The organism is Campylobacter concisus, from assembly GCF_003048835.2.
GTDB classification, from domain to species: Bacteria; Campylobacterota; Campylobacteria; order Campylobacterales; family Campylobacteraceae; genus Campylobacter_A; species Campylobacter_A concisus_D.
Map to the genome: position 1 here is coordinate 77,638 of NZ_CP060705.1, position 26,769 is coordinate 104,406.

Annotated in this window: 23 protein-coding genes, 5 tRNA genes and 1 pseudogene; 8 read left to right on the forward strand and 21 right to left on the reverse strand. The window is 42.2% G+C overall.

Going from position 1 to position 26,769, the window contains the following annotated elements:
- Positions 1–16: 16 nt before the first annotated feature.
- The 5 genes from CVT08_RS00425 to CVT08_RS00445 all read left to right on the forward strand — a co-directional run bounded on the left by CVT08_RS00425 (position 17) and on the right by CVT08_RS00445 (position 454).
- A tRNA-Pro gene (locus CVT08_RS00425) sits at positions 17–94 on the forward strand.
- Positions 95–103: 9 nt separating this feature from the next.
- Positions 104–180, forward strand: a tRNA-His gene (locus CVT08_RS00430).
- Positions 181–186: 6 nt separating this feature from the next.
- Positions 187–263, forward strand: a tRNA-Arg gene (locus tag CVT08_RS00435).
- A gap of 15 nt (positions 264–278) precedes the next feature.
- Positions 279–355: transfer RNA gene (locus tag CVT08_RS00440), tRNA-Arg, on the forward strand.
- A gap of 14 nt (positions 356–369) precedes the next feature.
- A tRNA-Leu gene (locus CVT08_RS00445) sits at positions 370–454 on the forward strand.
- Between the two features lie 1,560 nt (positions 455–2,014).
- Here the strand turns inward: CVT08_RS00445 and CVT08_RS00450 are convergent.
- The 5 genes and pseudogenes from CVT08_RS00450 to CVT08_RS10380 form a co-directional block, all read right to left on the reverse strand.
- Positions 2,015–4,456, reverse strand: coding sequence for a molybdopterin-dependent oxidoreductase (locus CVT08_RS00450; protein ID WP_107855955.1), 2,442 nt, complete (start codon positions 4,454–4,456; stop codon positions 2,015–2,017).
- Between the two features lie 20 nt (positions 4,457–4,476).
- Positions 4,477–5,046, reverse strand: coding sequence for a hypothetical protein (locus CVT08_RS00455; protein WP_103581629.1), 570 nt, complete (start codon positions 5,044–5,046; stop codon positions 4,477–4,479).
- A 166-nt stretch (positions 5,047–5,212) separates the two neighbouring features.
- Positions 5,213–6,814, reverse strand: coding sequence for a flagellar hook-basal body complex protein (locus CVT08_RS00460; RefSeq protein WP_107855954.1), 1,602 nt, complete (start codon positions 6,812–6,814; stop codon positions 5,213–5,215).
- A gap of 5 nt (positions 6,815–6,819) precedes the next feature.
- Complete coding sequence (locus CVT08_RS00465; protein WP_004317379.1) at positions 6,820–7,527, reverse strand: flagellar basal body rod modification protein; 708 nt, start codon at positions 7,525–7,527, stop codon at positions 6,820–6,822.
- A 121-nt stretch (positions 7,528–7,648) separates the two neighbouring features.
- Positions 7,649–7,922 (reverse strand): annotated as a pseudogene (locus CVT08_RS10380) (flagellar hook-length control protein FliK); the annotation flags it as partial.
- A gap of 1,175 nt (positions 7,923–9,097) precedes the next feature.
- Between CVT08_RS10380 and typA the strand changes: the two are divergent.
- Complete coding sequence (gene typA, locus CVT08_RS00475) at positions 9,098–10,900, forward strand: translational GTPase TypA (protein WP_004317297.1); 1,803 nt, start codon at positions 9,098–9,100, stop codon at positions 10,898–10,900.
- A 523-nt stretch (positions 10,901–11,423) separates the two neighbouring features.
- Here typA and CVT08_RS00480 read toward each other — a convergent pair.
- Genes CVT08_RS00480 through CVT08_RS00505 form a run of 6 tightly spaced genes read right to left on the reverse strand, consistent with a single transcriptional unit; the run spans position 11,424 to position 15,853 of the window.
- Positions 11,424–11,846, reverse strand: a complete 423-nt coding sequence (locus CVT08_RS00480) for a Sua5 YciO YrdC YwlC family protein (RefSeq protein ID WP_107855952.1) — start codon at positions 11,844–11,846, stop codon at positions 11,424–11,426.
- Positions 11,824–12,726 carry a DMT family transporter gene (locus CVT08_RS00485; RefSeq protein ID WP_107855951.1) on the reverse strand — a complete coding sequence of 301 codons (903 nt, stop codon included), beginning with the start codon at positions 12,724–12,726 and terminating at the stop codon, positions 11,824–11,826. Before CVT08_RS00485 ends, CVT08_RS00480 begins: the two co-directional genes overlap by 23 nt.
- A 5-nt stretch (positions 12,727–12,731) precedes the next feature.
- A complete protein-coding gene (locus CVT08_RS00490) occupies positions 12,732–13,409 on the reverse strand; it encodes a DUF799 domain-containing protein (RefSeq protein ID WP_107714489.1) in 678 nt (225 codons plus the stop codon).
- Positions 13,399–13,803, reverse strand: coding sequence for a DUF4810 domain-containing protein (locus CVT08_RS00495; protein WP_107855950.1), 405 nt, complete (start codon positions 13,801–13,803; stop codon positions 13,399–13,401). Before CVT08_RS00495 ends, CVT08_RS00490 begins: the two co-directional genes overlap by 11 nt.
- Positions 13,788–14,456: a CsgG/HfaB family protein gene (locus CVT08_RS00500; protein ID WP_107855949.1), complete on the reverse strand. Its 669-nt coding sequence runs from the start codon at positions 14,454–14,456 to the stop codon at positions 13,788–13,790. The genes CVT08_RS00495 and CVT08_RS00500 overlap by 16 nt, the downstream gene beginning before the upstream one ends.
- A gap of 44 nt (positions 14,457–14,500) precedes the next feature.
- Positions 14,501–15,853 (reverse strand): MATE family efflux transporter, encoded by a 1,353-nt coding sequence (locus CVT08_RS00505; protein WP_107855948.1) that lies wholly within the window; start codon positions 15,851–15,853, stop codon positions 14,501–14,503.
- A 151-nt stretch (positions 15,854–16,004) separates the two neighbouring features.
- On the opposite strand from CVT08_RS00505, the gene CVT08_RS00510 reads away from it, so the two are divergent.
- Both CVT08_RS00510 and CVT08_RS00515 read left to right on the forward strand, forming a co-directional pair.
- Entirely contained in the window at positions 16,005–16,781 is a 777-nt protein-coding gene (locus CVT08_RS00510; protein WP_107855947.1) for an acyl-CoA dehydratase activase, read from the forward strand.
- Positions 16,768–17,925, forward strand: coding sequence for a double-cubane-cluster-containing anaerobic reductase (locus tag CVT08_RS00515; protein ID WP_107855946.1), 1,158 nt, complete (start codon positions 16,768–16,770; stop codon positions 17,923–17,925). Before CVT08_RS00510 ends, CVT08_RS00515 begins: the two co-directional genes overlap by 14 nt.
- 147 nt (positions 17,926–18,072) lie before the next feature.
- Here the strand turns inward: CVT08_RS00515 and CVT08_RS00520 are convergent, their stop codons facing one another.
- From CVT08_RS00520 to CVT08_RS00565, 10 genes are all read right to left on the reverse strand, one after another.
- Positions 18,073–18,723, reverse strand: a complete 651-nt coding sequence (locus tag CVT08_RS00520) for a hypothetical protein (protein ID WP_107855945.1) — start codon at positions 18,721–18,723, stop codon at positions 18,073–18,075.
- Positions 18,724–18,839: 116 nt separating this feature from the next.
- The gene (locus tag CVT08_RS00525; protein ID WP_107855944.1) at positions 18,840–19,502 is read right to left on the reverse strand and encodes a hypothetical protein; all 663 of its coding nucleotides are present in this window, start codon (positions 19,500–19,502) and stop codon (positions 18,840–18,842) included.
- A complete protein-coding gene (gene purF / locus CVT08_RS00530) occupies positions 19,499–20,836 on the reverse strand; it encodes an amidophosphoribosyltransferase (protein ID WP_107855943.1) in 1,338 nt (445 codons plus the stop codon). Before purF ends, CVT08_RS00525 begins: the two co-directional genes overlap by 4 nt.
- Positions 20,837–21,107: 271 nt before the next feature.
- Entirely contained in the window at positions 21,108–21,878 is a 771-nt protein-coding gene (gene dapB, locus CVT08_RS00535) for a 4-hydroxy-tetrahydrodipicolinate reductase (RefSeq protein WP_107855942.1), read from the reverse strand.
- Positions 21,879–22,174: 296 nt separating this feature from the next.
- On the reverse strand, positions 22,175–23,113 hold the full coding sequence (locus CVT08_RS00540; RefSeq protein WP_107855941.1) for an NAD(P)/FAD-dependent oxidoreductase: 939 nt from the start codon (positions 23,111–23,113) through the stop codon (positions 22,175–22,177).
- A 9-nt stretch (positions 23,114–23,122) separates the two neighbouring features.
- Positions 23,123–23,569, reverse strand: coding sequence for a hypothetical protein (locus CVT08_RS00545; RefSeq protein WP_103590356.1), 447 nt, complete (start codon positions 23,567–23,569; stop codon positions 23,123–23,125).
- Positions 23,569–23,883: a thioredoxin gene (gene trxA, locus CVT08_RS00550; RefSeq protein WP_087586842.1), complete on the reverse strand. Its 315-nt coding sequence runs from the start codon at positions 23,881–23,883 to the stop codon at positions 23,569–23,571. The genes CVT08_RS00545 and trxA overlap by 1 nt, the downstream gene beginning before the upstream one ends.
- Positions 23,884–23,956: 73 nt before the next feature.
- Positions 23,957–24,298 carry a YraN family protein gene (locus CVT08_RS00555; protein WP_107855940.1) on the reverse strand — a complete coding sequence of 114 codons (342 nt, stop codon included), beginning with the start codon at positions 24,296–24,298 and terminating at the stop codon, positions 23,957–23,959.
- A 1-nt stretch (position 24,299) separates the two neighbouring features.
- Entirely contained in the window at positions 24,300–25,562 is a 1,263-nt protein-coding gene (locus CVT08_RS00560; RefSeq protein WP_107855939.1) for a homoserine dehydrogenase, read from the reverse strand.
- Positions 25,559–26,767, reverse strand: a complete 1,209-nt coding sequence (locus CVT08_RS00565; RefSeq protein WP_107855938.1) for an LL-diaminopimelate aminotransferase — start codon at positions 26,765–26,767, stop codon at positions 25,559–25,561. Before CVT08_RS00565 ends, CVT08_RS00560 begins: the two co-directional genes overlap by 4 nt.
- Between the last annotated feature and the right edge of the window lie 2 nt (positions 26,768–26,769).

The following is a 26,769-nucleotide window of genomic DNA, read 5'->3' on the forward strand; positions in this document are numbered from 1 at the left end:
ACAAACACGACTCAGGCGGGGTGTAGCGCAGTCTGGTTAGCGCATCTGGTTTGGGACCAGAGGGCCGAAGGTTCGAATCCTTTCACCCCGACCATGTTAAATGGTGAGTGTAGCTCAGTCGGTTAGAGCATCAGATTGTGGTCCTGAGGGTCGTGGGTTCGATTCCCATCACTCACCCCATTTTGGGCGCTCGTAGCTCAATTGGATAGAGCGACAGACTTCGGATCTGTAGGTTATGGGTTCGACTCCTATCGGGCGCGCCACTTGAAAGACTTTATGCGCTCATAGCTCAGCTGGATAGAGCAACGGCCTTCTAAGCCGTAGGCCTCAGGTTCGAATCCTGATGGGCGTACCACTTATTATTGTTGTGCGGATGTGGTGAAATTGGCAGACACGCCAGACTTAGGATCTGGTGCCCCACGGCGTGGAGGTTCAAGTCCTCTCATCCGCACCATCTTTTTAAAATCCATTTTAAAACTTCAAAAACTCGATTTTTATTTGAATTTATCAAATTTGCTTATTTAAAATTTAGTAGAAATTTTCGTTTATCAAATCTTTTTCATTAAATTTATAAAATTTATAGATCAAATTCTTAAATTTACACTTTTGGTAATAAAAATTTAGAAGCGAGTGTAGTAGCGTTGCTGGCTGTCGCTTTTAGTAACACTTAAAGACGCGCGCTGTTTGGCTTGATGAGCTATTTTGAGCCATTTTTGATGAGTTTGATAACATACTTTTGGGTTAAACAAGATCGATCAGTGCGGGATAGAAAGATCGGTTGGTTGCAGAGGAAGCACTATTGCTAAATTTGGGTACAAATTTTAAAAATCTAGAGGTTAAATTTAGTCATTTTGGGCGTAAATTTAAAAACGTTAAGGCTGTGGCATTAGATAAGCATATTCTTGTGCGATTTGTAGTAATTAGTGGTAAAGTCTAAAAACATAAAAATTTAGGGCTAAATCTAGTTTTTTGGGTTTAAATTTAAAAATTTAGACGTTGTGATTTCAAATAATAAAATAAGCCAAATTTTAAATGTGGGCGGTAAATTATCGGGTAAAAACGGTTTTTTATAGGTTGCATGAAGGCAAGGTTTATCAATGCAGCATAAAGTTGGTTATATTTGATATGCCTCACTAAATTTAACTGCAAAACCAAATCAGATAGAAATTTATGCTAAATTTGTTTGCTGTGGTTTAAATTCTAGAAGCTGTGATGTTTAAAAAGAGAGTAAATTTACAATGAAGGCGGTAAATTTAAGCTATCTGTGAAATATTTTTCTTTTGTGGATTTGTTGGCAATGCCCTAATGGCACGGGTTAATGAAAAAATGGGTGGGGTGTAGGAGTTACGGTTGATAAGCGCTTGCTAAAATTTGACCATAAATAGAAATTTGCGCCTAAATTTAAACATTTTTGGAGCCAAATTCTACTAGTAAATTTGTATCTTGAGCTAAATTTAAAGAGTAAAAAACAGAGTTAATTATAAATTTGGGCTGTTAGAAAAATGGTTGCCTTGAGCTGGCGGCAGTGTTTTAAGAACTAGCGATAATGGAGTTGGTTGCAGCTGATATGCCCTCGTTAAATTTAACGAAAAAACTTAGCTGCATGAAAATTTACGATGAAATTTAGTCGTATCGGACTTAAATCTAAAATTTTACTAGCAAATTTTTAGACAAATTTACACTGACTTTGAAATTTACTCAGCAATCAGCTTGATCTAAAAGCGCCTTTAGATAGCAGTTTGCCTTTTTAAAGATATAGAAATTTGTTTGCTTCGTATCTTTTAACTAGGCGATAAAGCGCGCCTAAATTTACGAAAATGTAAATTTAGTAGTGATCATTTTGATTTCATAGATAAATTCTAGCGCCAGTTGTTATTTTTGGTAAGTGATATTTAGCGCCTTAGGGCAGGTTGATTAGACTAACTATGGGTCAAATTTAAGCCACAAGATGATTTTGATTAAAAACAGTAAATGATCAAATTTAGCCCCCAAGTGAGGGCTAAATTTATAAATTCTACAAAGATTGCAAAATTTTTGGTTTAGAAAACGCAGTGATCGGCTTGATCTCGCCTTTGTATTTTTCTAAATTTACAAGGATAGTGTGTCCGCAGTTGCTTTGAGCGATGCTAGATGTGCCTTTGTCGCGAGTTAGGACATTGACGCAGCCATGCTTGCAAAGGCTCTTCTCGCCCAGCACTTCAGGATCGTACCACGCACCCTCGCAGATGGCGATGACGTGCTCTGGGATGATGTCAGTGACTAGCGCGCCGACCAAAATTTCGCCCCTGTCGTTAAATACTCTCACCACGTCGCCAGTTGCGATGCCTTTTGCTTTGGCGTCATTTACGTTTATAAGCATTGGCTCGCGCGCGCATACTTCAGCGTAGTTTCTGATTATTGAGTTATTTAGCTGTGAGTGGAGGCGGTATCTTGAGTGTGGGGTTGTGACGCTAAATGGATACTTTTTGGCTTTTTCGCTGCCAAGCCACTCAAACGGCTCGATCCAAGCAGCGTACGGCGCAAAGTCTTTGTAACCAAATTTAGCGATAGTTGGAGAGTAGAGCTCTATCTTGCCAGATGGCGTGCCTAGGCGGTTTTTGTGAGGATTTTCTCTAAAAGCACTAAGTCTTGTGTAGTATCTGCTCGCTTCGTCATCTTGCTCAAATCTAACATATCCCTCTTTCCAAAACTCGTCAAAGCTTGGCATCTTGACATTTATGCCCTTAGCTTGCTCAGCTGCGTCTGCGTAAAATTCTTTCGCCCAGCCAAGCTCATCTTTGCCCTCTGTAAAGACCTCTTCTCTGCCCCAGCGTTTGCAGATTTGTGAGCAGATCCAGTAATCGCTCCTGCTCTCGCCCATAGGCTCTACGACAGGCTTGTAAGCCACGATGTACTCGTTTGTAGGCACGCTTTGGTTGATGTCATTTCTCTCGACTTCAAGAGCTACTGGCAAGACGATGTCGCTTAGTTTTGCTGTGCTTGTCCAAAATGGCTCAGCTGTTATTACGGTGTCAAATTTACGCCACGCTTTTACGGCGTTATTTACGTCTTGATGTCTTGTAAACATCGATCCAGACGCCATGTAAGCCACTCTCATGTGTGGTAGCTTGATCTTTGAGCCGTCATAGTCTATCTCTTTGCCAGGGTTTTGCAAAGCCTCGATCGATCTTGAAGATGGGATGGTGACGTTTTTAAATTTCTTCCAAGGAGCGCCATCTACGTTGTCGTATTTCTCGCTTATGCTAGTGCTGATGCCTTTTAGTGACGGAGCTATCTTGTCTGTAGCGCCATTTGAGTAGTAGAGGTTAAACTCGAAGCCAAGACCCTCTTTGCCTATCTGACCTAGCATCGCACTAAGTGTTACGATGCCCCAAAAGCCCATCTCGCCGTGATCTTGTCTTTGAAGTGACCTGCCTGCGATGATGACGCTTGGCTCTTTTGCAAGTGCTGTTGCAAATTTAGCGATATCCTCAGCTTTTACGCCACAAATTTTACTAGCCCAGTTGATATCTTTTACCACCTTGTCGGTTGTGCCAAGTAGATAGTCTTTAAATTTATTAAAGCCAACTGTGTATTTTTTGATAAATTCTTCGTCATAAAGCTTGTTTTCATATAGATAGTGGCACATGCCAAGCATCATTGCTACGTCGGTATTTGGACGAACGACGATAGCTTCAGAGTCAAGGTATCTTGTGGTGTCGTTTTTAAAGACACAAACGCTATAAGTTTTTATGCCTGCCTCTTTTATCTTTTTGATGCCAAGATAGCCATCATGTGTTGGTGGTTGCCATGAAATTTGACCAGTTACAAGCGGGTCAGTACCCCAAAATACAACGTTTTTAGCATTTTTAGCGATGGCCTCCCACTTTGTCGGAGCGTCATAAACGGCGCTGTTGCCTAGGACGTGCGGCATGATGACAAGGCCAGCTCCAGTTGAGTAGTCGCCACTCTCTTCGACGTATCCGCCAAGCACTTTTAGCATCCTGTGACCAACGGTTCTGCCCCAGCTGATCTTACCGGTGCCGCCCCACCAGTAGCACTCGCCGTAGATGCTCTCAGGGCCATATTTGTCGAAATTTTCTTTTAAGGCTTTTGCTGCTAGATCAAGCGCTGTCTCCCAGCTAACACGCACAAATTCCTCTTTGCCACGAAGCTCGCTCTTTGCTGCACCCTTTGCCTTTAGGTAGCTCTTTCTTACGTATGGATAGAGCACGCGGCTTTCATTTTGGATGAGGTCTGGTAAGCTGTTGTTCATAGTATTTGGGAATTTATCGCCCTCAAATGGATCGACGGAGACGATTTGGTTTGAGTTGGTATTTGCCCAAAATAGACCAAATCTATTTGCGCCAAAGGTTTTGTTTTGGTCAAAAATGGTCTTTGTCACGCCCTCTATCTTGTTTGCCTGCGCTGCTGTGGCAGCAAGTGCAGAAAATTTTATAAAATCTCGTCTTTTCATATTTTCTCCCTTATGAAAATTTATTTTACTTTTTTGGCATTGTGTTGTAGGTATTTAAGCACTAAATTTAGGTCAGTTTCATCAAGTGCAACAAATTTCGCATCGACCATACCAGATAAATTTGCTGGCCACTGAGCGGCTGTAAAACTGTTTGGTTCGTGCAGTCTGTGACATGCTGAGCAGGTCTCTTCGTAAATTTTCTTTGCCTTTGCGTAAAGCTCTTTTTGGTTGCCACCAAGCGCGTCATTTGGCACTTCATAAATGCCATTAGCTTGATACCAAACCTCGCCGTAGTCATCTTCAAGATCTTTTACTTTTTTGAAATTTGCCTCGCTCTCGTTATCAAAAGCTACAAAGACTTCAGGATCTTCTACGCTTCTTTGAAGCTGGGCTAAGTAGTTTGCCGACACTACACCACTAACCTTGATCTTGCTTGTTTTATCGCCTTTTTCGACGACTTCAACTGGCGTTAAAACCTCGATCTTACCGATCATCTTGCCATCAAGTGTAATGTTTGCGTCTTTTGCGATCACATCAGCACCAAAGGCAAGACTACATGCTAGCACTGGGGCTAAAAATAGCATTTTCATTTGACAATCCTTAAAAAAAGAAATTAAATGAATTTTATAACCAGCACGCTTAAAATTATATTGCTATATTTTGAGAAAAGTGAGTATTTTAGGGGATTTGAAAGGGCTAAAGTAAATTTAAAGTTATAAAAATAGGGCGATTGCTCGCCCAAATTTACTTTAAGGATTATTTCTTCATCTGGATAGCAGTTTGTATCATCTCATCACTTGTCGTGATGCTTTTTGCGCTCGCTTCGTAGGCCTTTTGCGTGACGATCACCTCGCTTAGTGCTTGACCAAGATCGACGTTACTCATCTCAAGTTTATTTGCCAAAATTTGCGCCCCATAAACGGTTTCGCCAGCCTTGTTTTTGTAAAAAAATGGCTCGCCAGAGTTGGCTGTTGCTTCATAGAGATTGTCACCAACCTTTGCCACGCCTTGGTCATTTATAAAGTGGTAAAGCGCCACTTTTGCCACGGGGAATGCTCGAGTGTTGTCGAAATTTGCCATGATGTTGCCACGATCATCGACGCTATATTTTGATAAAAGCCCCTCAGCGTATCCATCTCTTTTTATGTTGAAGTCTTTTCTGGCGTTTGCTGAGCTTGTCATGCCGTTATAAACGTCCGCATCGCCGTCGCCTTCGAAGTTTAAATTTACGCCGCCAACGCTTGTTAGTGTATTTGCGATAAGCCTGCCGCTGCCATTAAATGTAAGCGAGCCCATCGCTGTGTTTTGCACGGCTCCGCTAGCGTCAGTTATCGTTGCCACCGCGTCCCAGATAGTCTGGTCGCCAGCTTGAGGGATCTGCTTGGTTAAATTTATAGTGACCAAACTCTTTGTGCCATCTGCGTTGTAGATATCAGAGGTTAGCTTTTCTTTGTTTGGCACTTCAACGAGCGAGGTGACTTCAGCATTTACCTCTAAATTTGCAAAATCCATAAATTTAAGGCTCTTGTCGTTTATCTGCCAAGTGCCGTCACCCTCGAGAGTGGTAGAAAACTCACTAAATTTACCATCGCCATCTTTTACTTTTACGACCACGCTGTCGCCAGCTTTTGCGCCAAGAGATGTGGTGCTTAGCGGGATCTGTCCGTTTAGTGAGATCGTCTTGTTTGTATTATCAAGCGTGTAGGCGTATTCGCTAGCCTCAAGGGCTGTCGTTTTTTTATCTGTTATGCGGCTTGAGTTTAGGTTGCCTTTTAAGCTGATATTTGTAGTAGCCTCAGCTGGCATAAATAAAAAATGAGGCAGTGTTATGCCCTTTTGCGAGCCAGGATCGCCCAGATTTAGCTCTTCTTGCGAGACTGTGTAAGCTTGTGGGGCGCTTGATGTTTGACCATATTTTTTAAGAGCGCTCGCACTTGGCGTGGTTGGAGTGAAATTTGCAAGCGTGCCAAGGAGTAAATTTCCCCTAGTATCTACTAAATTTCCAGCCGCATCTATGTCAAAAGTGCCTGTTCTTGTGTAGTAGTTTTTGCCTGTTTTATCGACAACGCCAAAGAAGCCATCTCCGCCTATGGCAAGGTCAAAGTTGTTATCAGTGCTTTGAAAGCTACCATTTGACATATCAAGTGCAGTCGTTTGCTTGGTAGCTCCAAGTCCCACTTGATCGCTAGTTGGGCCACTTCCTGCTGAGACTAGGTTTTGGTTTATTAAATTTTTAAACTCAGGGATTGAAGCTTTGAAACCGACATTGTTTATGTTTGAGATGTTGTTTGACCAAACATCCATGCCAAAGCTTTGCGTCTTGATGCCGCTAACCCCGTTGTAAAAACCTCTCATCATGGCTTTTAGCCCTCGTAATATTCAGATACTTTATCCATAGAAACGTATTCGCCAGCTACTTTCATCATAGCCTTGCCATCTACAAATTTCACCGCCTCGACTGGGTAGTTGCCTACTTGTGTTTTATACTCTTTGCCATCTTTTCCAGTGTAAGTCGCTGAAATGGTATATGAGCCATTTGGCACTTGATTGCCAGACGCGTCTTTGCCGTCCCAAGCTAGGTTATGAACGCCTGCATTTGTCTCGTTTAGATCAGTTGTTCTTACGACTTGACCATTTGCGTTTTTGACCTCGATTTTGCCATTTGCAAGATCTGTCTTAAAGTAAAGCGCAAATTTTGCATCTTTTTTCTCATCTGTTAGTGTAACTGCATTTGAGCCAGTTGAGACCATCTTGCCAAGGGCTGAGATAGCGTAGGCATTTGCGTTTGACTTTAGCTGACTTACTAGCTCTTTCATCGCTTTGTTTGTGTTCTCTTGCATCTCGACTGATGCTAGTTGGCTAGTTTGCGTTAGCATCTTTTCAGTATCCATAGGGCTTGTTGGGTCTTGGTACTGAAGCTCTGTCAAAAGTAGCTTCATAAATGCATCTTTGTCTAGCTGTCCATTTGGATTAGTTCCTGTGCTAGCTGCAGCGTCTTGTCTTGCTTTTGCCTTTTTCTCGGCGTTTTTTTGCTGCGTTGTTTGTGTAGTTATATCTGAAACTGAAGCCATAATCTCTCCTAAATATATCTTGGTATTACTAGCTCAAGCAAGCTTTGTTCCGCTTGGCCGTTTTCGCTCTCGTCGCTTTGATTTGAGCTATATTTGTTTTTTGCTTGTTCTCTTTTTTCTTGTCTTTGGTTTTGGTCTGAGAAATTCATCTCAAGTTCGGTAAATCCCATATTTACAAGGCTGTTTTTAAACTCGGCCTGGTTTTGTAAAAAGAGGTTCATCGTAGCCGTTGTAGAGTTAAAATTTACATGCAAATTATTGCCGCGATTAACCATCGTGATCTCGACCTCGCCTAAATTTAGCGGGTTAAGCGTGATGTTAAAGCGAGTGATCGGCGCTTTGTAGTTTTGCACCTGCTCTTTTAACGTAGAAGAGAAGTTGCTAAGCGTCTCTTTTATCTCTGCCTTTGTTTGAAGCTGGTGTTTAGCGCTGTTTGCGATATCTTTTACCATTTGATTTAGCTCTGATTTGTTGTCGCTGCTAAAGGTCTCCTCGCTTGGCTCAGCCTCGCTCATCTGCTCTCTTTCTGGAAAGAGTAGTGACTCAAGAGTTGGGGCTTTTTGTGCCTTTTGCTCGTGTAAATTTACCTTTACTTTTGGCTCTTTTGGCTGCTCATCTGGCTCAACATCCACTATCTCATCATCAAGCTTTACTTCACTATTATCTAGCTTTTTAGGCTCTTCTTTGACTAAATTTTTAACTTCGCTGACTGGATTTGCCACAACCTCTTTTAGCAAAGTATCAAGCTTTACGACCTCTTTTGGCTCGTTTTTGATGATAGTTTGCTCGACCTCGTTTTTTAGCTCTTTTAGGTAAAAAGGCTTGTCCTCAATCTTTATCGGCGTGAAAAATTCCTGCTTGCCTAAATTTTTAAACATCTCGTTTAGTTTTGGCACATCTTCGTTTGAAATTTCTATATTTTCAAGGCCAAGGTCAAATTTCTTAGCAAGGTCGATAAGATCGCTAACGCTTTTAACGTTGCTAAGCTCTTCGACGTTTTGGGGCACACTTAAGAAATTTGCTATTTTGTCGCTGAAATTTGGAAATTTGCTTACCTTTTCATTGCCGTTTAGTATCTCTAAAACTTGCAAAAGCTGCATGAAATTTGCATTTTCATAGAGCTCATTTTTTGTATCTTCGTCCAAATTCTCTTCAAGTGCGGCCGAAATTTTTGCCACGCTTTCGTTTTGCGCCTTTTCTATCGTCTCTTTTTGGATATCAACAGTTTTTACTATCTCTTTGACATCATTTTCGGTGATCTTTTGACCGCTATTTGCTTTGCTCGCAGCCGCATCCAAAACCATCGACAAAAACTCGCCATTGTTTTGAGACTTCTTCGCAGCTGCAGGCTTTTTAGTAGCCGCAGGAGCTAGCAAATCTACGTTGTTTTTCGCTGTGTAAGCTTGCATTTAATCCCTTTAAATTTAAAAACTTAACGCTTACATGCAAAATCTATTCCAAAAATTAATTTCTTGATATCAGCTTAAAATTTATAAAATTTTGGATATAATCTGCCCCTATTTAAAAACTAATGAAGCGAAAAATATCAAACTAATAAACGGAGAAAAATTTGGAAAAGATACGAAATATAGCCGTCATCGCACACGTCGACCACGGTAAAACAACAATGGTTGATGAGCTTTTGAAGCAGTCAGGAACATTTAACGAGCATCAAAATCTTGGCGAGCGTGTAATGGATAGCAACGACATCGAAAGAGAGCGTGGCATCACGATCCTTTCTAAAAACACCGCCATTCGCTACAAAGATACAAAGATCAACATCATTGACACCCCGGGCCACGCCGACTTTGGTGGCGAGGTAGAGCGTGTTCTTAAGATGGTTGATGGCGTTTTACTACTTGTCGATGCACAGGAAGGTGTTATGCCACAAACTAAATTCGTCGTCAAAAAGGCGCTATCTCTTGGACTTCGCCCAATCGTCGTCGTAAATAAGATAGATAAACCAGCTGGCGATCCAGACCGCGTTATAAATGAAATTTTTGACCTTTTTGTCGCACTTGACGCAAACGACGAGCAGCTAGAATTTCCAGTCGTTTATGCAGCTGCAAAAAATGGCTACGCAAAGCTAAAACTAAGCGATGAAAACAAAGATATGCAGCCACTTTTTGAGACTATCCTAGCTCACGTACCAGCTCCAAGTGGTAGCGATGAGAACCCACTTCAGCTTCAAGTTTTCACGCTTGATTATGACAACTATGTCGGCAAGATCGGCATTGCGAGGATTTTTAACGGCAAGATAGCTAAAAACCAAAACGTTATGCTTGCAAAGGCTGATGGCACAAAGACAACTGGTAGAATTTCAAAACTCATCGGCTTTATGGGACTTGACAGGATCGATATAAACGAGGCTGGCACTGGCGACATCGTAGCGATCGCTGGCTTTGACGCGCTTGATGTTGGCGATAGCGTCGTTGATCCAAACAACCCTCATCCGCTTGATCCTCTTCATATCGAAGAGCCAACACTTAGCGTTGTATTTTCTGTAAATGATGGCCCACTTGCAGGCACTGAGGGCAAACACGTCACATCAAATAAGATCGATGAGCGCCTTGCAAACGAGATGAAGACAAATATCGCGATGAAGTATGAAAACATCGGCGAGGGCAAATTTAAAGTAAGCGGCCGCGGTGAGCTTCAGATCACCATTTTGGCTGAAAATATGCGCCGCGAGGGCTATGAGTTTTTACTTGGCAGACCTGAGGTCATCGTAAAAGAGATAAACGGCGTAAAGTGCGAGCCATACGAGCTTTTAGTGATCGACGCGCCTGATGATACGACAGGCACAGTCATCGAAAAACTTGGCAAAAGAAAGGCTGAAATGGTCTCTATGAACCCAACAGGCGACGGCCAAACAAGGATCGAATTTGAGATCCCAGCTCGCGGACTTATTGGTTTTAGAAGCCAGTTTTTGACTGATACAAAAGGCGAGGGCGTTATGAACCACAGCTTTTTGGAGTTTAGGCCACTTAGCGGCACCGTCGAGCACAGAACAAACGGCGCACTAGTTTCTATGGAAAACGGCGTAACGCTTGCTTATTCGCTATTTAACTTGCAAGATCGTGGCGTGCTATTTCTTGATCCGCAGGCAAAAGTCTATGTGGGCATGATCATCGGCGAGCACAGCCGTCCAAACGACCTTGATGTAAATCCTATCAAGGGCAAAAACCTAACGAACGTGCGTGCAAGCGGTAGTGACGATGCGATCAAGCTAGTACCGCCTAGAAAGCTAAGCCTTGAGCGCGCGCTTGAGTGGATAGAGGACGACGAGCTAGTCGAGGTTACACCTATAAATATCCGCGTTCGCAAGCGCTATTTAGACCCAACAGAACGCAAAAGAAAAGCAAAACTATAATCAAAATTTGCTAGCAAATTCCCTTTGGTGCCAGCCAAAGGGGCTAGCAAGTGAAATTTAAAATCTAAAATTTTTCTACTTTGAATATCAACTAAATTTCAAATTTTATCGCTTTAAATTTAGGCACTTGCTTAAGTGGTTTCTGCGGTTGTGCTTGGGTTAAATTTAGCTAGTTTTTGGCTTTTGCTGAAATTTATTTGCTCTGACGGAGTAAATTTAGTTGCTTTGAATTTTTACTTTTGCTTGTGAAAATTTGCGGTGGATTTTGCGATGGCACGTGGGTTAAATTTAGTTTTTCATCGCACTAAATTTTGCAGGCTAAATTTGGAATTATATGGCAGCCATATTTTAAAATTTTAAAAACGCTTGCTCGTGAAAATCGTAAATTTGCTCTGAAATTTCAGAAAGCGAGTTAAATTTGATCAAATTTGGCTTTTGATTTGCCCTAAATTTGTAAATTTATATATGTATGTGAAGTAAAATTTAGCCGTTTTAAATTTAAAAGAGTAGGGCGCAAATTTAACTAGCGGATCTTTTTTAGTTTGGATTTTGAAATTTTATAAATTTTTGATGGTATATCTTCAAAAAAGTGCTCATCAACAACTTCATCAGCCACGCTTCTAGCCCAAATTTCATCAAATTTCATGCCATTTTTGTTTGCGCTACTTGAATAAAGCCAGTCAAATTTGCTTAGGAATTTCTCGTGTTCGCACTCTTTTACGACTCTGATCGCCTTTAAATTTGGATATAAAAATGTCGTCTTTTTTGAGCGACGGATGAAATTTTTATATTTTTTTGGCACTCTTGCAAGCTCACGTAAAACGCTAAATTTAGCTGTCGTGATGAGGCATGGTTTGCCTTCATTTCGCATTTTGGCGTGGTTTATCTCCTTGTAGTCCTTGCTTAAAAAGCCAGCTGTCGTGTCAGTTTGTGCTAGGTATATCATCTCTCTTCTTTGAAAGTAAAAATATGCAAGATATGATGAGAGCAAAGCCCAAAAAATCCCAAAAGACGAACTTCGTCCCAAGCCAAAAGTAGCCAAAAAAGGCCGCACTTAATGGCTCTACGCAGGCTATCATGCTAGCTTTCGAGGCGCCTATGAGCTTAACTCCAGTCATATAAAAGCTAAATGCAAATATCGTGCCAAGCGTGATGACAGCGAAAAATGCTAGCCACTGCGCCGTGCCACTAAGCCCCGCGAACTCCCACACTCTCATATAAAGGCAAAGCACCACGCCACCTATGACCATGCCCCAGCCAAGCGTGAGTGCGACTGAGTATTTGGCATTTAGCCTTGTGGGGGCAAGGTTGTAAACGCAGACGCAAACAGCACTTACTAAGCACCAAAATAGCGCCTTTGGCGAGATGACAAGAGCTGAAATTTGAGCGTGCGTGGCTAGGGAAAAGACCCCAAGCATTGCGCAGAGTAGGGCTAAAATTTCAAGCGGCCTTGGCGCTCGTCTCTCTTTTAGGCAGATGATGGCTAGGATGAGAACTGGGGCGGTGTATTGAATGACGGTCGCAACTGCGGCATTTGAGAGCTCTATCGAGTAAAAATAAGCATACTGCGTCATCATGAGCCCAAGTATGGCATATATAAGAAGCTCTGCTAGCAGTTTTACGTCAGTAAGTGGTGCAAAAACGGCTTTTTTAGCCTTAAAAGCATAGTAGAGCACGATAAAAGCGCCAGCTAGCAAGAGCCTATAAGGTACTAAAAAATCAGCGCTTATGCCCTGCGAGAAGAGATACTGCCCGCAAACTCCGCTAAACCCCCAAAGTACGCCACCAACTAGCGTAAGAAGCACTCCAAGTTGATGGCTGGACATTAAATTTATCTATCTTTATGTAGCTGGGCGTCTTTGCCGTAGTGCGGCGAATATGGGCCATAAAGTATGCAATCACGGCAGTTTCTTGAAAACAAGTATGCGTCAGCTCTCACTGCTAGGTCGTACGATCTATCTGAGATGGTGTTTGCCACCTGCGTGATGACAGCTGAGACTAGCATGCCAAGCAGGCTGTTTTGCCCGCTCCCGCTATCCTCTGCGGCTTCTGCTTCACCCTGCCAGAGTGTAGCACCACTTTTTATATCAACTAGCTTTGCCTCAAGGACGACCTTTGTCGAGCTAGAGACGATGACATAACTTGTGCCGTAGTCTTTTATGTTTATGTAAAGCACGCTATCGGCGTGAAAAATTTTATCAAGCTTATTTAGTGGCACGGCTGCTATCTCGCCTGGCTCAGTGATGCCATTTTGCTTAAATGTATCATTTACAAGAGCCACTGGAAATACATAGTATCCAGCCTCGCTAAGTGGGGCTACTGAGTTAGCTAGAACGGCCGCTGAGCCAGCAACCTCGGTGCTATCGTTTGTTGGCATTAGCACTAAGATGGAGCGTGGTTTTTTTTGTAAAAAGGCTGAGTAGTCGTATGGCTCAGGCTCTTTGAAAGAACAACCCGCAAAAAATATCGCAAGAAGCGCGAAAACTATAAATTTCAGGCTATTTTTCATCTTTCGCTCCCTCTTTTTTGCTCTGCTTTTTAGGAGTTAAATTTTTAGAGCCTTTGATGAAATTTATAAATTCTCTTGACTCTGGGAAATTCTCTACTTCTTTGTCAAAATTTGCATTTGCAGCGCCTAAATTCCCATTATTTAAGTATAAAAGTCCAAGGTGCGCATAAAGCCCTGGCGCAACCTTGTAGCCCCTTTGGGTCGAGGTTTGCACCAAATTTTCTAAGCGTGAAATTTGCTCGGTTGCGTCGCCATCTTCGTTTAGATAGCCATATAGCGAGCTGCTATATGTGCCGTTCCAGTAGTAAAGCGACCTTGGGCCACCTGCGTTGCCACATCCAGCTAGCAATATCGCGAAAAGTGCAAGGCTGGCAAGCCCTATTTTACTTGCCATGCTCCGCTTTCTATGCCATTTACTAGGTTATTTACCGCTTCAACTATCGCTAGGCTTAACACCTTGCCATTTAGCGTAGAGTCATATCCTGCGGTGCCGCCAAAGCCGATGATCTCTCTGTTTGAGAGAGTGTATTCGCCAGCGCCGCTAACTGAATATACAACTTCAGCTGTTTTGGTATCGACAACGTTTAAATTTACCTTTGAGTAGGCGGTTTGCTTTTTACCTCTGCCAAGTATGCCAAATAGCTCGTGATCGCCTGTTGTTTTGCGGCCAAACTCAGTCACATCGCCAGTTATGACGTATCTTGAGCCTTTTAAATTTTGAGCCTCTTTGCTTAGCTCGCTCTCTTGTTTGAGGACTGACATATTTGATCTCTCAAGCACCGAAAATCTACCGCTTTGCTGTAAATTTGTGATTAGGATGCTTTGCGCTTGGTTGCCAAGTCTATCTTCGTTATCACTAAAAACGCCACTATTGTAGCTTGATTGGTTATTAAAGCGGCCAATAGAAACTGAGACTTTTTTGCCGTTATAAACTGAGCCGTAGCTTGCTACTTTTGGAGTTTCTACCACTCTTGAGCTTTCGCTTGCACATCCAGCAAAAAGTGCTGCGATCACTAGAGCTGCACTAAATTTTAAAACATTTTTCATCTTTATCCTTTGTGACAAAATCGTGTGTATATTACTACTTTTTTTTAAATGGCTCGAAATTTCATCCACGTGCCATTTGCGTATCTGCGCACAAAGAGCACCGCCTTTACCGCCCAGTCGGCAAACATCGCAAACCAAGTGCCTATCATACCAAGATCAAACGTGAGCGCAAATATATAAGCTAGCACGATCCTGCAGGTAAACATGCAGGCTAAATTTACTATCATCGGATATTTTGCGTCCCCAGCAGCTCGAAAAACGGTCGGATAGGTGTAGGCAAGCGGCCAGATGAGGCACATCGCGATGCCGTGATACCAGACGATCTGCCTTGTTAAATTTATGGCCTCGCTTGAGAGATTATAAACGCCAAGCAGCGGCTCAAGAAGCAGTAAAACTACAGCCGTGCTAAAAAGCTGCACGATGTAGATGCTTAGCATCGATTTTCTCACGTAAAATTTAGCCTGATTAAAGTCATTTGCACCGATGCATCTAGCCACGACGACGCTTAGACCTGTGCCTATCGCCATGCCAGGGAGCACCTGAAACATCACGATCGTCCCGCCCACGGCATTTGCAGCGATGCTTGCCGTGCCAAAGAGCGAAACAAGGCTCAAAACGATGATACGACCCACATAAAACATCGAATTTTCAAAGCCATAAGGCACGCCGATATTTAAAATTTTCTTGATGATCTCGTAGTCAAATTTATAGACAAGGCTCTTTCTTATGTGAAGTTTTAGCTTGATATCAAGTAGTAGATAGACGATGACAAAGCAAGCGATCGCTCTTGCTATGAGCGTGCTAATGGCGATGCCAAGCACCCCTGTGTGAAATGTGTAGATGCTAATGGCAGTTAGCAGCACATTTAGTAAATTTGCAGCCGCCATGATATACATAGGTAGCTTTGCGTTTGACATCGTGCGAAAGATCGCCGCAGCTGCTGCATAGACTGCTAGAAAGGGCGCTGAAATGGCGGAGAAAACGAGATAGTGGCTAGCATCACTCCTTACTTGCTCGCCGATATCGCCAAAGACTTTATCTAAGATGAGGTCTTTTAAAAGGATAATGGCAATGGCTATAAATATGGCGAAAATTAGGCTAAACCAAACTAGCTGATCGGCGGTATTTCTGGCATTGCCACTTTGTTTGCTACCTAGATACTGGCTAGCGACCACCGAGCCACCAGTGGCTATGGCGGTAAATATGCTAATAAATAGCGCCATGACAAACTCCACAAGGCTTACCGCACTTACCGCACTTTCGCTAACACTTGCTGCCATTAGCGAGTTTGCAAGCCCTAGGCTGTACTCTAAAAACTGCTCTACGGCGATAGGGAAAAATAGCCTTGCAAGGTCGGCATTTGAGAAAAATCTCTGCTCGTTTGTCAAATTTTTCAAATTTCATCCCCTTTGTAAAGTGTGGGTAAATTATAAATTTTAAAAGGTGAAAAGGCTATAAATTTTGGGTCTTATTTATTGACAAATTTGTCTTAAAGGGAGTAAAATCACGCCAGTTCTAAGTTTTAGAAAGACCTTTTTTGGATACAAAATGCACTCAATCGGAATCGATATAGGCTCAACATCTGCAAAAGTAGCAGTCATGGAAGCTAGCGGCGAGATAAAGGAGCTATTTTTACTCCCAACTGGCTGGAGCAGCGCAGATACGGCCATGCTTATAAAAGAGCGAGTTTTAGCTTTAGGCCTTGGCGAGCTTTATTTTGTAGCGACAGGCTACGGCAGAGTCTCAGTGCCATACGCTGATAAAACGCTTACAGAGATCACCTGTCACGCACTTGGGGCGCACTACTTTTGCAAAAGCGACTGCACCGTTATAGACGTGGGCGGCCAAGATACGAAGGCTATCAAGATTGAAAATGGCTCAGTGACGGACTTTACAATGAATGATAAATGCTCAGCCGGCACTGGTAAATTTCTTGAAGTGATGTCAAACCGCCTTGGAGTTAGATTTGATGAGCTTACACGCCTTGCTAAAAATAGCGACAAAGATATCGCCATAAGCTCGATGTGCACGGTCTTTGCGGAGTCTGAGATCATAAGTCTCATCGCTCAAAACGTCTCACGAGAAAATATCGCAAAAGCGGTGATCGTCTCAGCTATAAATAAAATTTCAAATTTGGTCAAAAAACAGGCAAATACGAGCTATTTTCTAAGCGGTGGCTTTAGTAAGAGCGAGTATGTGAGAGAAAATTTAGAAGCGTGCTTGCAAGCTAGCGTCACCACGCACAAAGACGCGATCTACTGCGGTGCGATCGGCGCTGGCCTTGCAGGGATAAGAAATTTAAGGAGAGAAGATGGCAATAAATGAGAGTATGAATTTGAGCGAAATTTTCGCTACTTATGACAGCGCTAAGAAAAATTTAGCCCAAAACGTCGAAGCGGTCAAAAATAGCGGTCAAAAGATCGCAGCGATATTTTGCACCTACACGCCAAGAGAGCTCATCCACGCGGCAAATGCCTATAGCGTGAGTGTCTGCGCTACTGGCGATAATGCGGTAGTTGAGGGCGAAAAGTACCTGCCTAAAAACCTCTGTCCGCTCATAAAGGCAAGCTATGGCTTTGCTAAGGCAAACAAGTGCCCATTTGTGCGAAACTCCGATATCGTTATCGGCGAAACGACGTGCGACGGCAAGAAAAAGATGTATGAGCTAATGGGTGAGTTTAAAGATGTCCACGTCATGCACTTGCCACATTTCAAGAGCCAAAAGAGCCTAGAGCTTTGGCAAGATGAGGTTAGGGAGCTAAAGGAGCGGCTGGAGGCTAAATTTGACGTGAAAGTGAGCGATGAGGAGCTAAAAAACTCTATCAGGCTATTTAACAAAGAGCGCGAACTGATGGGCGAAATTCAAAATTTCATGAAGCTAACGCCACCACCAATGAATGGCAAAGAGCTTCACGCACTGCTATATGGAAATGGCTTTATATTTGATAAAAAGGAGCAGATAAGCGACCTTGAGATCATCGTAAATAAGCTAAAAGAGTGCGTGAGAGACAAAATTTCACCCGTGCATAAGGACGCCAAACGCATCATCATCACAGGCTGTCCAAGTGGCGGGGTCTATGACAAGATCGTGCCAGCCATAGAAGAGGCAGGCGGCGTCGTGGTAGCTTACGAAAACTGCACTGGAACTAAAAACTTTAGCAACCTTGTCGATGAACAAGACGATCCAATCAGCGCCATAGCAAAGCGCTACATGGCTATACCTTGCTCGATCATGTCGCCAAATAAAGATAGAGAAAATGTGCTGCAAGAGATGATAAAAGAGTATAAGGCGGACGGCGTGATCGACGTTGTGTTGCAAGCCTGTCACACCTACAACGTAGAAACGACCAATATAAAAAGGGCATGTAGCGACGTAGATACGCCTTATATGGCGCTCGAGACGGACTTTTCTACAAGCGATGCTGGGCAGATCAAGACAAGGCTCGAGGCATTTATAGAGATGCTTTAGGATAAATTTGGCGTCTGGCTTTTTGAGGCGAGCGCTAAATTTAAAGAGCAGGGGGGGCTAAATTTAGCTTTAAATTTAAAGTGGCTGACTTGAAATGGTGAAATTCACAAGTCAGCTAAAGCGAATGAAATTTATTATTTGGCTTGCTTAATAGAGCAAAAGCCACCATGCAGAGTTATTCCTATTTATGTATCGTCTATGTTGATAATCGTAAAGAACAGAATTCCATTTTTCATTGCCATTTTTCATTTTATCGTTATATTCTTTTGTCTTTTCTCTATCGCCTAAATTTTTATACATGTCACGTAGATCTCTACATATATAGGCACTTTTTAGTTCATTACAACCATATTCAAGCATTTTTACATCTGCTTTTGACTCAGAAAGTGCTTTTGCATAGTCAGAATAAATAGATTTAGTATTTCCATCTTTCTTCGCAAAATAAACTATTTTCCATTTTATCAAATCAAGAGCTGGTATATTGCATGCTGGAGCAAATTTTTTATCATAACAATACTCTGGAATAGTTTTTTCATAATAATTTATAACCTTTTTAAGATCTTTACTCTTTAATGCTTCTAATTTTTCTAATGCTAAACAACCTAGATCGTTACCTTGATCTAAGCACCAATATTTTGCTTTTTCAGTGCCAATTTTTTGTGTATTGGTTTCTATAAGCTTTTTATCGGCGCTATAATCATAATTTGGCTTTTCTCTACTACTCCCAAAGCCCCAAGCATATACGCTACTTGTGGCTAACACGCTGGCTAAGACTGAAGCTAAAATTTGCTTTTTCATCTTTCTACTCTCCTTTTTGGTTTAAAAAGGCATTCTACCCCCCCCCTCGTGCTTAAAATAAATTTTAAAAGGGTGCAGGCCCATGAAAAAGTATAAATTTAGTGTCTGAGTGTCTGCTAAAATGTGCAGAGTATGTCAAGCAGTCTGCCAAGCTTTTGCATATCGTTTAAAAAAAGCTGGTTTGGTTTTTGTGTAAATTCTTTAGCTTCTTCTAGGATTTTGGGCTCAGAGATATTGTAAGTAAACTCCTTTTTCAGGATCTTTGCACCCTTTTTATAAACAAATTTTGCCTCGATAAAACTTGCAAAAAAGCTATCATCTCTTAAATAGTAGTTGGTGGTGGCATTTACAAAAACTGGCTTTTGAGCTAAAAACTCGCCACAAACGCCATTTGGTGATCTAAATTTAACACTCTCAACCACGTCAGGCCTTATCTCGTAAAACCTTATCTCGCTAGATTTTTTAAGAGCCAAAACGTCACTAGCTTTGTTTAAATTTATAGAGGCGCTATCAGCTTCTATGACGTTTATAACGCCATTTACGAGAGAATAAGCACTTGTAGTTTTATTTTGATCAAGAAAATTTACCATGCCAAAAAATGGCACACTAGCATTTTTATCAGCCAAATTTGGCACGCTTTTTATGAGTAGTTGCTGCTTTTCGCCGCTTAGCTCAAAGTAGCTCACCATGATGGAAATTTCATCCTTTTTGCTAGGCGTCTTTTGCGAGCAGCCAGCAAAAAAGAGTATTGCAAGCAGCAAAACTACTAAATTTCTCATTTTATAAAGTAATCACCATCAAAGCTTACAAGCGAGTATTTTCTCTCATTGCCGATACTCTCTTTAAGCTCCTCAATGCTTAAAAACTCCAAGCTGTCAGCTCCGATGTACTCTCTGACCTCTTCTACGCTTTTTTTGGCGCTTATTAGCTCCTCAAAGCTTGGTGTATCTATGCCATATCGCTCAGGATACTTGAGCTCAGGGCACGCAACTCTGAAGTGAATTTCTTTCGCCCCTGCGTGTCTTAAAAGATCGACCACCTTTTTAGAAGTGGTGCCACGAACGATGCTATCATCGATCACGACGATGCTTTTGCCCTCTAGCACGCTTGACATTGGGTTTAGTTTTAGTTTGACCTTTAAATTTCTCATCTCTTGACTTGGCTCGATAAAGGTTCTGCCCACATAGTGATTTCTAGTGATGGCTAGCTCAAATGGAATTTTGCTCTCGTTTGCGTATCCAAGCGCTGCTGGCACGCCGCTATCTGGCACAGGCACTACAAAGTCAGCCTTTACCTTGCTCTTTCTAGCAAGCACCTCGCCCATCTTTTTTCTCACTTCATAGACGCTTTTGCCCTCTATAACGCTATCTGGGCGCGCAAAGTAGATGTACTCAAAGGCGCAAACTCTAGGCTCTGGCTCGAAAATCTGCAAGCTTTGAAACTCGCTCTTGCCATGCTCAAAAACTATCATCTCGCCAGGTCTAACATCTCTTATAAATGTCGCTCCCACAAGGTCAAACGCGCAAGTCTCGCTAGCTACGATATATCCGCCGTCCTTTAGCCTGCCAAGGCTTAGCGGCCTAACACCCCAGCGGTCTCTGATGGCAAAAGTCTTGTGGCGTGACTGCACGAGCAAGCAGTAAGCGCCTTTTATCTTGTCAAGTGCTGCGATGATGCGATCTTGTAGGTGTTCGTCGTGGTTTCTTGCGATGAGGTGGATGATGTTTTCTGTGTCCATATTTGTCTGAAATATCGCGCCATCTTTGATGAGCTCGTCTCTAACCTCGTCTTTATTGACTAAATTTCCGTTGTGAACGATCGAGATTTGACCTAGGGCGTAGTTGGCGGCTATTGGCTGGGCGTCACGGCCTGAGTTTTTGCCAGCTGTCGCGTAGCGGTTGTGACCGATCGCCATGTCGCCTTTTAGTGAGCTCAATATCTCCTCGTTAAAGACATCAGTGACTAGGCCGTTGCCCTTGTGGGTAGAGATTTCGCCGTCGTTGCAGACGCTGATGCCACTTGCCTCTTGACCGCGGTGTTGCATAGAAAATAACGCATAATACGCCGTTTTCGCCGCATCTTTAGAATTTATGATACCAACTATCGCACACATCTTTTATCCTCTTTTCATCTTTTTAAATTTCATCTTTACAGTTAAATTTCATAGCCAACGCTAAGCACTTTTTGTAAGTGGCGTGTTATCAAAATTCTGACACATTCGCCGCTATTTGCACCATTTATAATAATCCACATGCGCTAAAACTAAATTTTATCATCTCAAATCAAACTCGCCAGCTCTTAAATTTTGGCGATTTTCGCGCTCTGGCAGGTAGAATTTATCGCCAAATTCTAGCTTGTAGATCTGCGCGTCATCAAGACTAAATTTAATCATCAAGCCCCAAACTATCGTCTATTGAGTAAAGGCCACTGCTTTGATCTTTTAGCCAGATGGCAGCCTTGATCGCACCTTTTGAAAAGGTCGCTCTGCTAGTTGCCGTGTGGTTTAGCTCGATAAATTCGCCGTCATTGTAAAAGCCAACCGTGTGACGACCAACCACGTCGCCTCCACGAAGTGCCATAACTGCGATCTCGTCTTTGCTTCTTGCGCCCACCATGCCAGCTCTGCCTGTTACTAAAACATCTTTTAAATTTAGATCTCTTGCCTCTGCCACGCAACCAGCCAAGGTCATCGCAGTGCCGCTTGGAGCGTCCTTTTTGTGTCTGTGGTGCTGCTCGACGATCTCTATATCAAATTCTCTTAAAACTTTCGAAGCTATCCTTGCTATGCGGTTTAATACTGCTACGCCTAGACTCATGTTTGTTGCGTAGAGTATTGGCATAGTGCCTGATGCTAGGTGAAGCAAGTTTTTCTCGTCGTCATTTAGTCCAGTCGTGCCGATGACTAATGGTTTTGGGTTGGTTCTAGCGTAGTTTAGTAGTGCTACGGTCGCCTCTTTTTGGCTAAAGTCGATGATGACGTCGCACGCTTCAAAAAATTTAGCAAAGTCATTTGTTAAAAGCTCATTGCTTAAATTTTCAACCTCATTTTTTTGGCTAAATGCAACACTTAAAAGCGCATTTTTCTCATCTTTTAAACAAGATATGATACTTTGAGCCATCTTGCCGCTAGCGCCGTAAAGTCCTATTTTTACCAAAATTTATCCTTTGATTTTTGGTTGAAATTTAACATAAAATTTATTATAGAGAGATTACGAAATGGCTTTTGAAAAGGGCTACTTGTAGCTAGAATTTAATTAAAAATTAATTATTAGACGCTCCCACTTTTGTCTATTTTGTGCAAAAAGGCGGCTAAGCTCTGTCTTAGAGTTATTTTCTTTTAAAAGAGGTGTTCTGATTAGCTTAAAAATCAATCATTTTTAAAAATAAATTTTGCTAAAAATGGTTTATTTTAAAAGAGAAATTTAGCCAAAAATTTGGCTAAATTTGAGTATTAATGTAAGCTTTCTATGTAGCTCATAGCGCTAAGTGCAGCCACAGCGCCATCACCTGCTGCTACGATGACTTGTTTTGGAGCGTCCTCTCTGATATCGCCTGCTACAAAGAGCCCTTTTAGGCTAGTTTGCATCTTAAGGTTAGTCTTTACCTGTCCGCCGTCAGCCATTTCGCAGATAAATTTGCCGTTTTCATCTTTTAAAATTTCATTATTTACATTTAGTCCGACAAAAGTGAAAATTCCCGGCACATCAAGCACGCGCTCGCCATTTTTAGTATCAAGCACGATCTTTGTTAGACCCATTTTATCGCCAAGCGCCTCTTTTACAGTCGCACTTGTTATAAACTCGATCTTCTCATTTTTTCTAGCTTTTTCAACGGTTGTTGGCGCTGCTCTAAACTCGTCGCGTCTATGCACAAGGTAAACTTTTGAGCAGATATTTGCTAGATAAAGTGCCTCTTCTACGGCTGTGTCGCCACCGCCAAGCACGGCTACCTCTTTGTTTTTGTAAAAGAAGCCATCGCATGTTGCGCATGTGCTAACGCCTTTGCCAAAGAACTCGTCCTCGCCCTTAAAGCCAGCGCGTCTTGGGGTTGAGCCAGTAGCTACGATGACAGCCTTTGCCTGCTCGCTCTTACCGCCTTCAAGCAAAATTTCAAAGCTGCCGTCGTTATTTTTTCTAACGCCAACGATATTTGCCCACTTATGAACTAGTCCAAATGCACTGCACTGCTTCCACCAAGTGCTCATAAAGTCAAAACCGCTCTCGCCAGGGGCTTTTTGACCTGGGTAGTTTTCTATCTCTGAGCTAGAGGTGATCTGACCGCCAGGCTCGCCTTTTTCAAACATTACAACATTTTTTAATCCGCCTCTAGTGGCGTAAAGTCCGGCGCTTAGTCCTGCTGGACCGCCTCCGATGATCGCTAAATCAAGCATAAATTTCCTTTATTCTAAAACATTTATGGACGAATTTTGTTTGTAAATTTCGCCCCTTTGATGAACTATCTCAACACTGCTAGGAAGCTTTGTGATGCTTAAATTTCGCATCAGCTCTAAGACTGTATTTACATCAGAGCTTATGTATTTTAGTGTTGAGTTTGACTCATATCTTTTTTGAAAGATATCGATTGCTACAACTGTTTCATTTTTGGTTGGTAAAATTTCGTCTAATTTTGATTGATTTGAACTGAAGATTAAAAGCGTGTATTTTGGCTCTTTTGGAGTGAAAATTTCGCTTTTTTCGTAAAAAACTAGCTTCGCAAAATCAACAAATTTATATTGTGAAAAACGATAGTTGCTATACGCAAATGCAGCCGCTATCATAGCTGCACCAAAAAATGAACCAAATATATAAGTAAGAGGAAGCAGACTTCCTCTTCTTTTTTCGCTCATTAAAGAAGCGAATTTAGTTTGTCGGTTAGGGCTTGTTTTGACTGCGCACCGACCATTTGCTCAACTAGCTCGCCATTTTTGAAAAATAGCAATGTTGGGATCGATCTGATGCCAAACTCAACTGCAAGATCTTGCACTTCATCAGTATTTACCTTGCAAATTTTCGCTCTGCCCTCGAAGTCTTCAGCAAGCTCTTCGATCACTGGAGCTAGCATACGGCAAGGTCCGCACCATGGAGCCCAGAAATCTACTAGAGCAACGCCTTCTTTTGTTACATCAAAATTTTCTTTTGTGAGTTCGATGTATTTTCCCATTTGTTCTCCTTATTTTCAAGATGTGGCAATTATACAAAATCAAATTTAAATTTTAGATAAATAATAAATTTTATTATAAACTAATATTTTCTATCAACTCAAAATTTTCATTTTTTACAACAAGCAGGTCGAGCTGAAAGTCCCTGTTTGGCTCATTTTTCATCATATAAAAATTTATCGTTTTCAAAATTTTCATATATTTCGCCTTGTTTAGACGGTACTGGGCCTCGTATTCTCCGCTGGTTGCTTTTACCTCTATAAAGTGCAAAATTTTATCACTTCCAAGCGCAATGATGTCGATCTCGCCAAATTTAGAGTGGAAATTTCTCTCTAAAATGACAAAATCAAGCTTACGCAAAAATTCGCACGCCCTATCTTCAGAGCTTTTGCCAAAGAGATACTCTTTTAGCCCCAAGCTACTCCTCGATCCTCATCATAAATGGCTCTTCTTTTATATACTCTTGCTCTTTTAAAAGCTCTATCGTTCGCTTCGCATCGGCTTCCAAGCTCGTGTGCGTCGTGAAAAATAGCACGGCATACTCGCTCTCATCTTTTGGCTTTTGTAGCAAGCTATCTATCGAGAGATTATTTTCGCTCATTAAATTTGTTATCTTTGCTAGCACGCCCATCTTATCTTCGACTTTTAGTCTAAAGTAGTATTTCGTCTTTATCCTGTCGCGATCAAGCAGCTCTAAGGTGTTTAGCTCAAATGGCGCTTTGTATCCAAGCATAGGCGACTTGCTATCTCTTGCGATATCGATAAGATCGCTAATTACTGCGCTTGCTGTTGCGTCGCCGCCAGCTCCTGGACCATAGTACATCGTCTCACCAACGACCTCTCCAACAACGCTGATCGCATTTGTCACGCCACTTGCCTTTGCTATCATTTTATTTTGTGGCACAAGCGCTGGATGTACGCGTAGCTCGACTTTACCTTCGCTTTTTTTGGCGATGGCTAAAAGTTTTATTGAGTATTCAAAGTCTTTTGCGAAAAATATATCTTCTGGCGTGATGCCTTGAATCCCTTCTATCAAGATATCTTCTGGATCGCCGTGCACGCCGTAAGCGATGCTAGCAAGGATGAGAAGCTTGTGAGCCGTGTCAAATCCACCCACGTCAAAAGTAGGATCAGCCTCGGCATATCCAAGCTCCTGCGCCTTTTTAAGCGCGTCTTTAAAATTTGAGCCTTCATTCATCATCGAGGTTAGGATGTAGTTGCTCGTACCATTTAGTATGCCATTTATGCTTAAGATGTGGTTGGCGCTAAGCCCTTCTCTTAAGGCTCTAATGATCGGTATGCCACCAGCCACGCTTGCTTCAAAGCCAAATGGCGTGTTTTTGGCTAAATTTTGTAAAGCGTATCTGTGGTATGCTAAAAGTGCTTTGTTTGCAGTGACGACTGCTTTTTTGCGCTTTAAAATTTCGCTCACCACTCTAAAAGGCTCTTCAATACCGCCCATAAGCTCGACAAAAACGTCGATATCATCGCGGTTTATGACGCTATTTATATCATCAGTCAAAGGGATGCCAGCATCTCTTTTTTTATTTAAATTTCTGACCACTCCAACGACTGGCACTATCTCTTCGCCACATCTTGCTGCGATTAGCTTTTTGTTTTTTAGTAAAATTTTTGCGACCGACTCACCAACGGTTCCAACGCCCAATATCGCTACATTCATTCAAATTCTTTCAAATATTTTTTTATATTTCTTGCTGCTTGCCTTATCCTATTTTCGTTTTCGATAAGAGCTAAGCGTACATAGTCGTTTCCGCCCTCGCCAAAACCAATGCCCGGGCTAACGGCGACTGATGCCTTTGTAAGAAGCTGCTTTGAAAACTCAAGACTGCCTAAGTGGCTAATCTTTGGTGGAAGTTTCGCCCAGATAAACATACTGGCATTTGGCTTTTTAAGCTCCCAACCAGCCTGAGCAAAGGCCTCTATCATCACATCTCTTCTTTTTTCATAAATTTGGCGTATCTCTTCAACGCAGCTTTGGTCGCCGTCAAGCGCTACTGTGGCTGATACTTGTATCGGCGTAAACATGCCGTAATCAACCCATGATTTTATCTTTTTAAGTGCGGCGCAAAGCCTCTTGTTTCCGCACATAAAGCCAACTCTCCAGCCAGCCATGTTGTAGCTCTTTGAAAGAGTGTAGCACTCGACTGCGACGTCTTTTGCCCCATCTACTTCAAAGATGCTTGGCGTTTTGTAGCCATCAAATGTAAGATCTGCGTAGGCGATATCTGAGATGATGTAAAATCTCTCTTGCTTTGCAACGCTTACAAGACGCTCGTAAAAGCTCTTTTGCACGGTCACGGTCGTTGGATTGTGAGGGAAATTTACAACCACATATTTTGGTTTTGGTGAGCTTGCATGTATCGTCTGGATCAAATTTTCAAAAAATTTATTCTCGTCAAGCTCAAATTTATCGTTGTAGTGAAGTGGCATCTTTGCGACACTTCCGCCAGCAAATAAAAACGCTTGCGTGTGTATCGGATATGCAGGATCAGGCACGATAGCCACATCTCCTGGGTTTATTATGGCTTGAGCAAGATGCACAAAGCCCTCTTTGCTACCCATGGTGGCAACTGCTTCAGTTTCTGGGTCTAAATTTACGCCATATTTTCTCTTATACCAGTTGCAAATGGCAAGGCGGAGCTTGTAAATTCCAGCGCTGGCTGAGTAGCCGTGAGTCTTGTCTTTTTGCGCGCTTTCGCATAGTTTATCGACGATATGTTGTGGCGTTCTGCCCTCTGGGTTGCCCATAGAGAAGTCTATGATGTCCTCGCCAGCTCTGCGTGCTGCCATTTTTATAGCATTTACTTCGGCAAAAACGTAGTTTGGCAAACGCTCAATTGTATTAAATCTTATCTCATCAAACACTG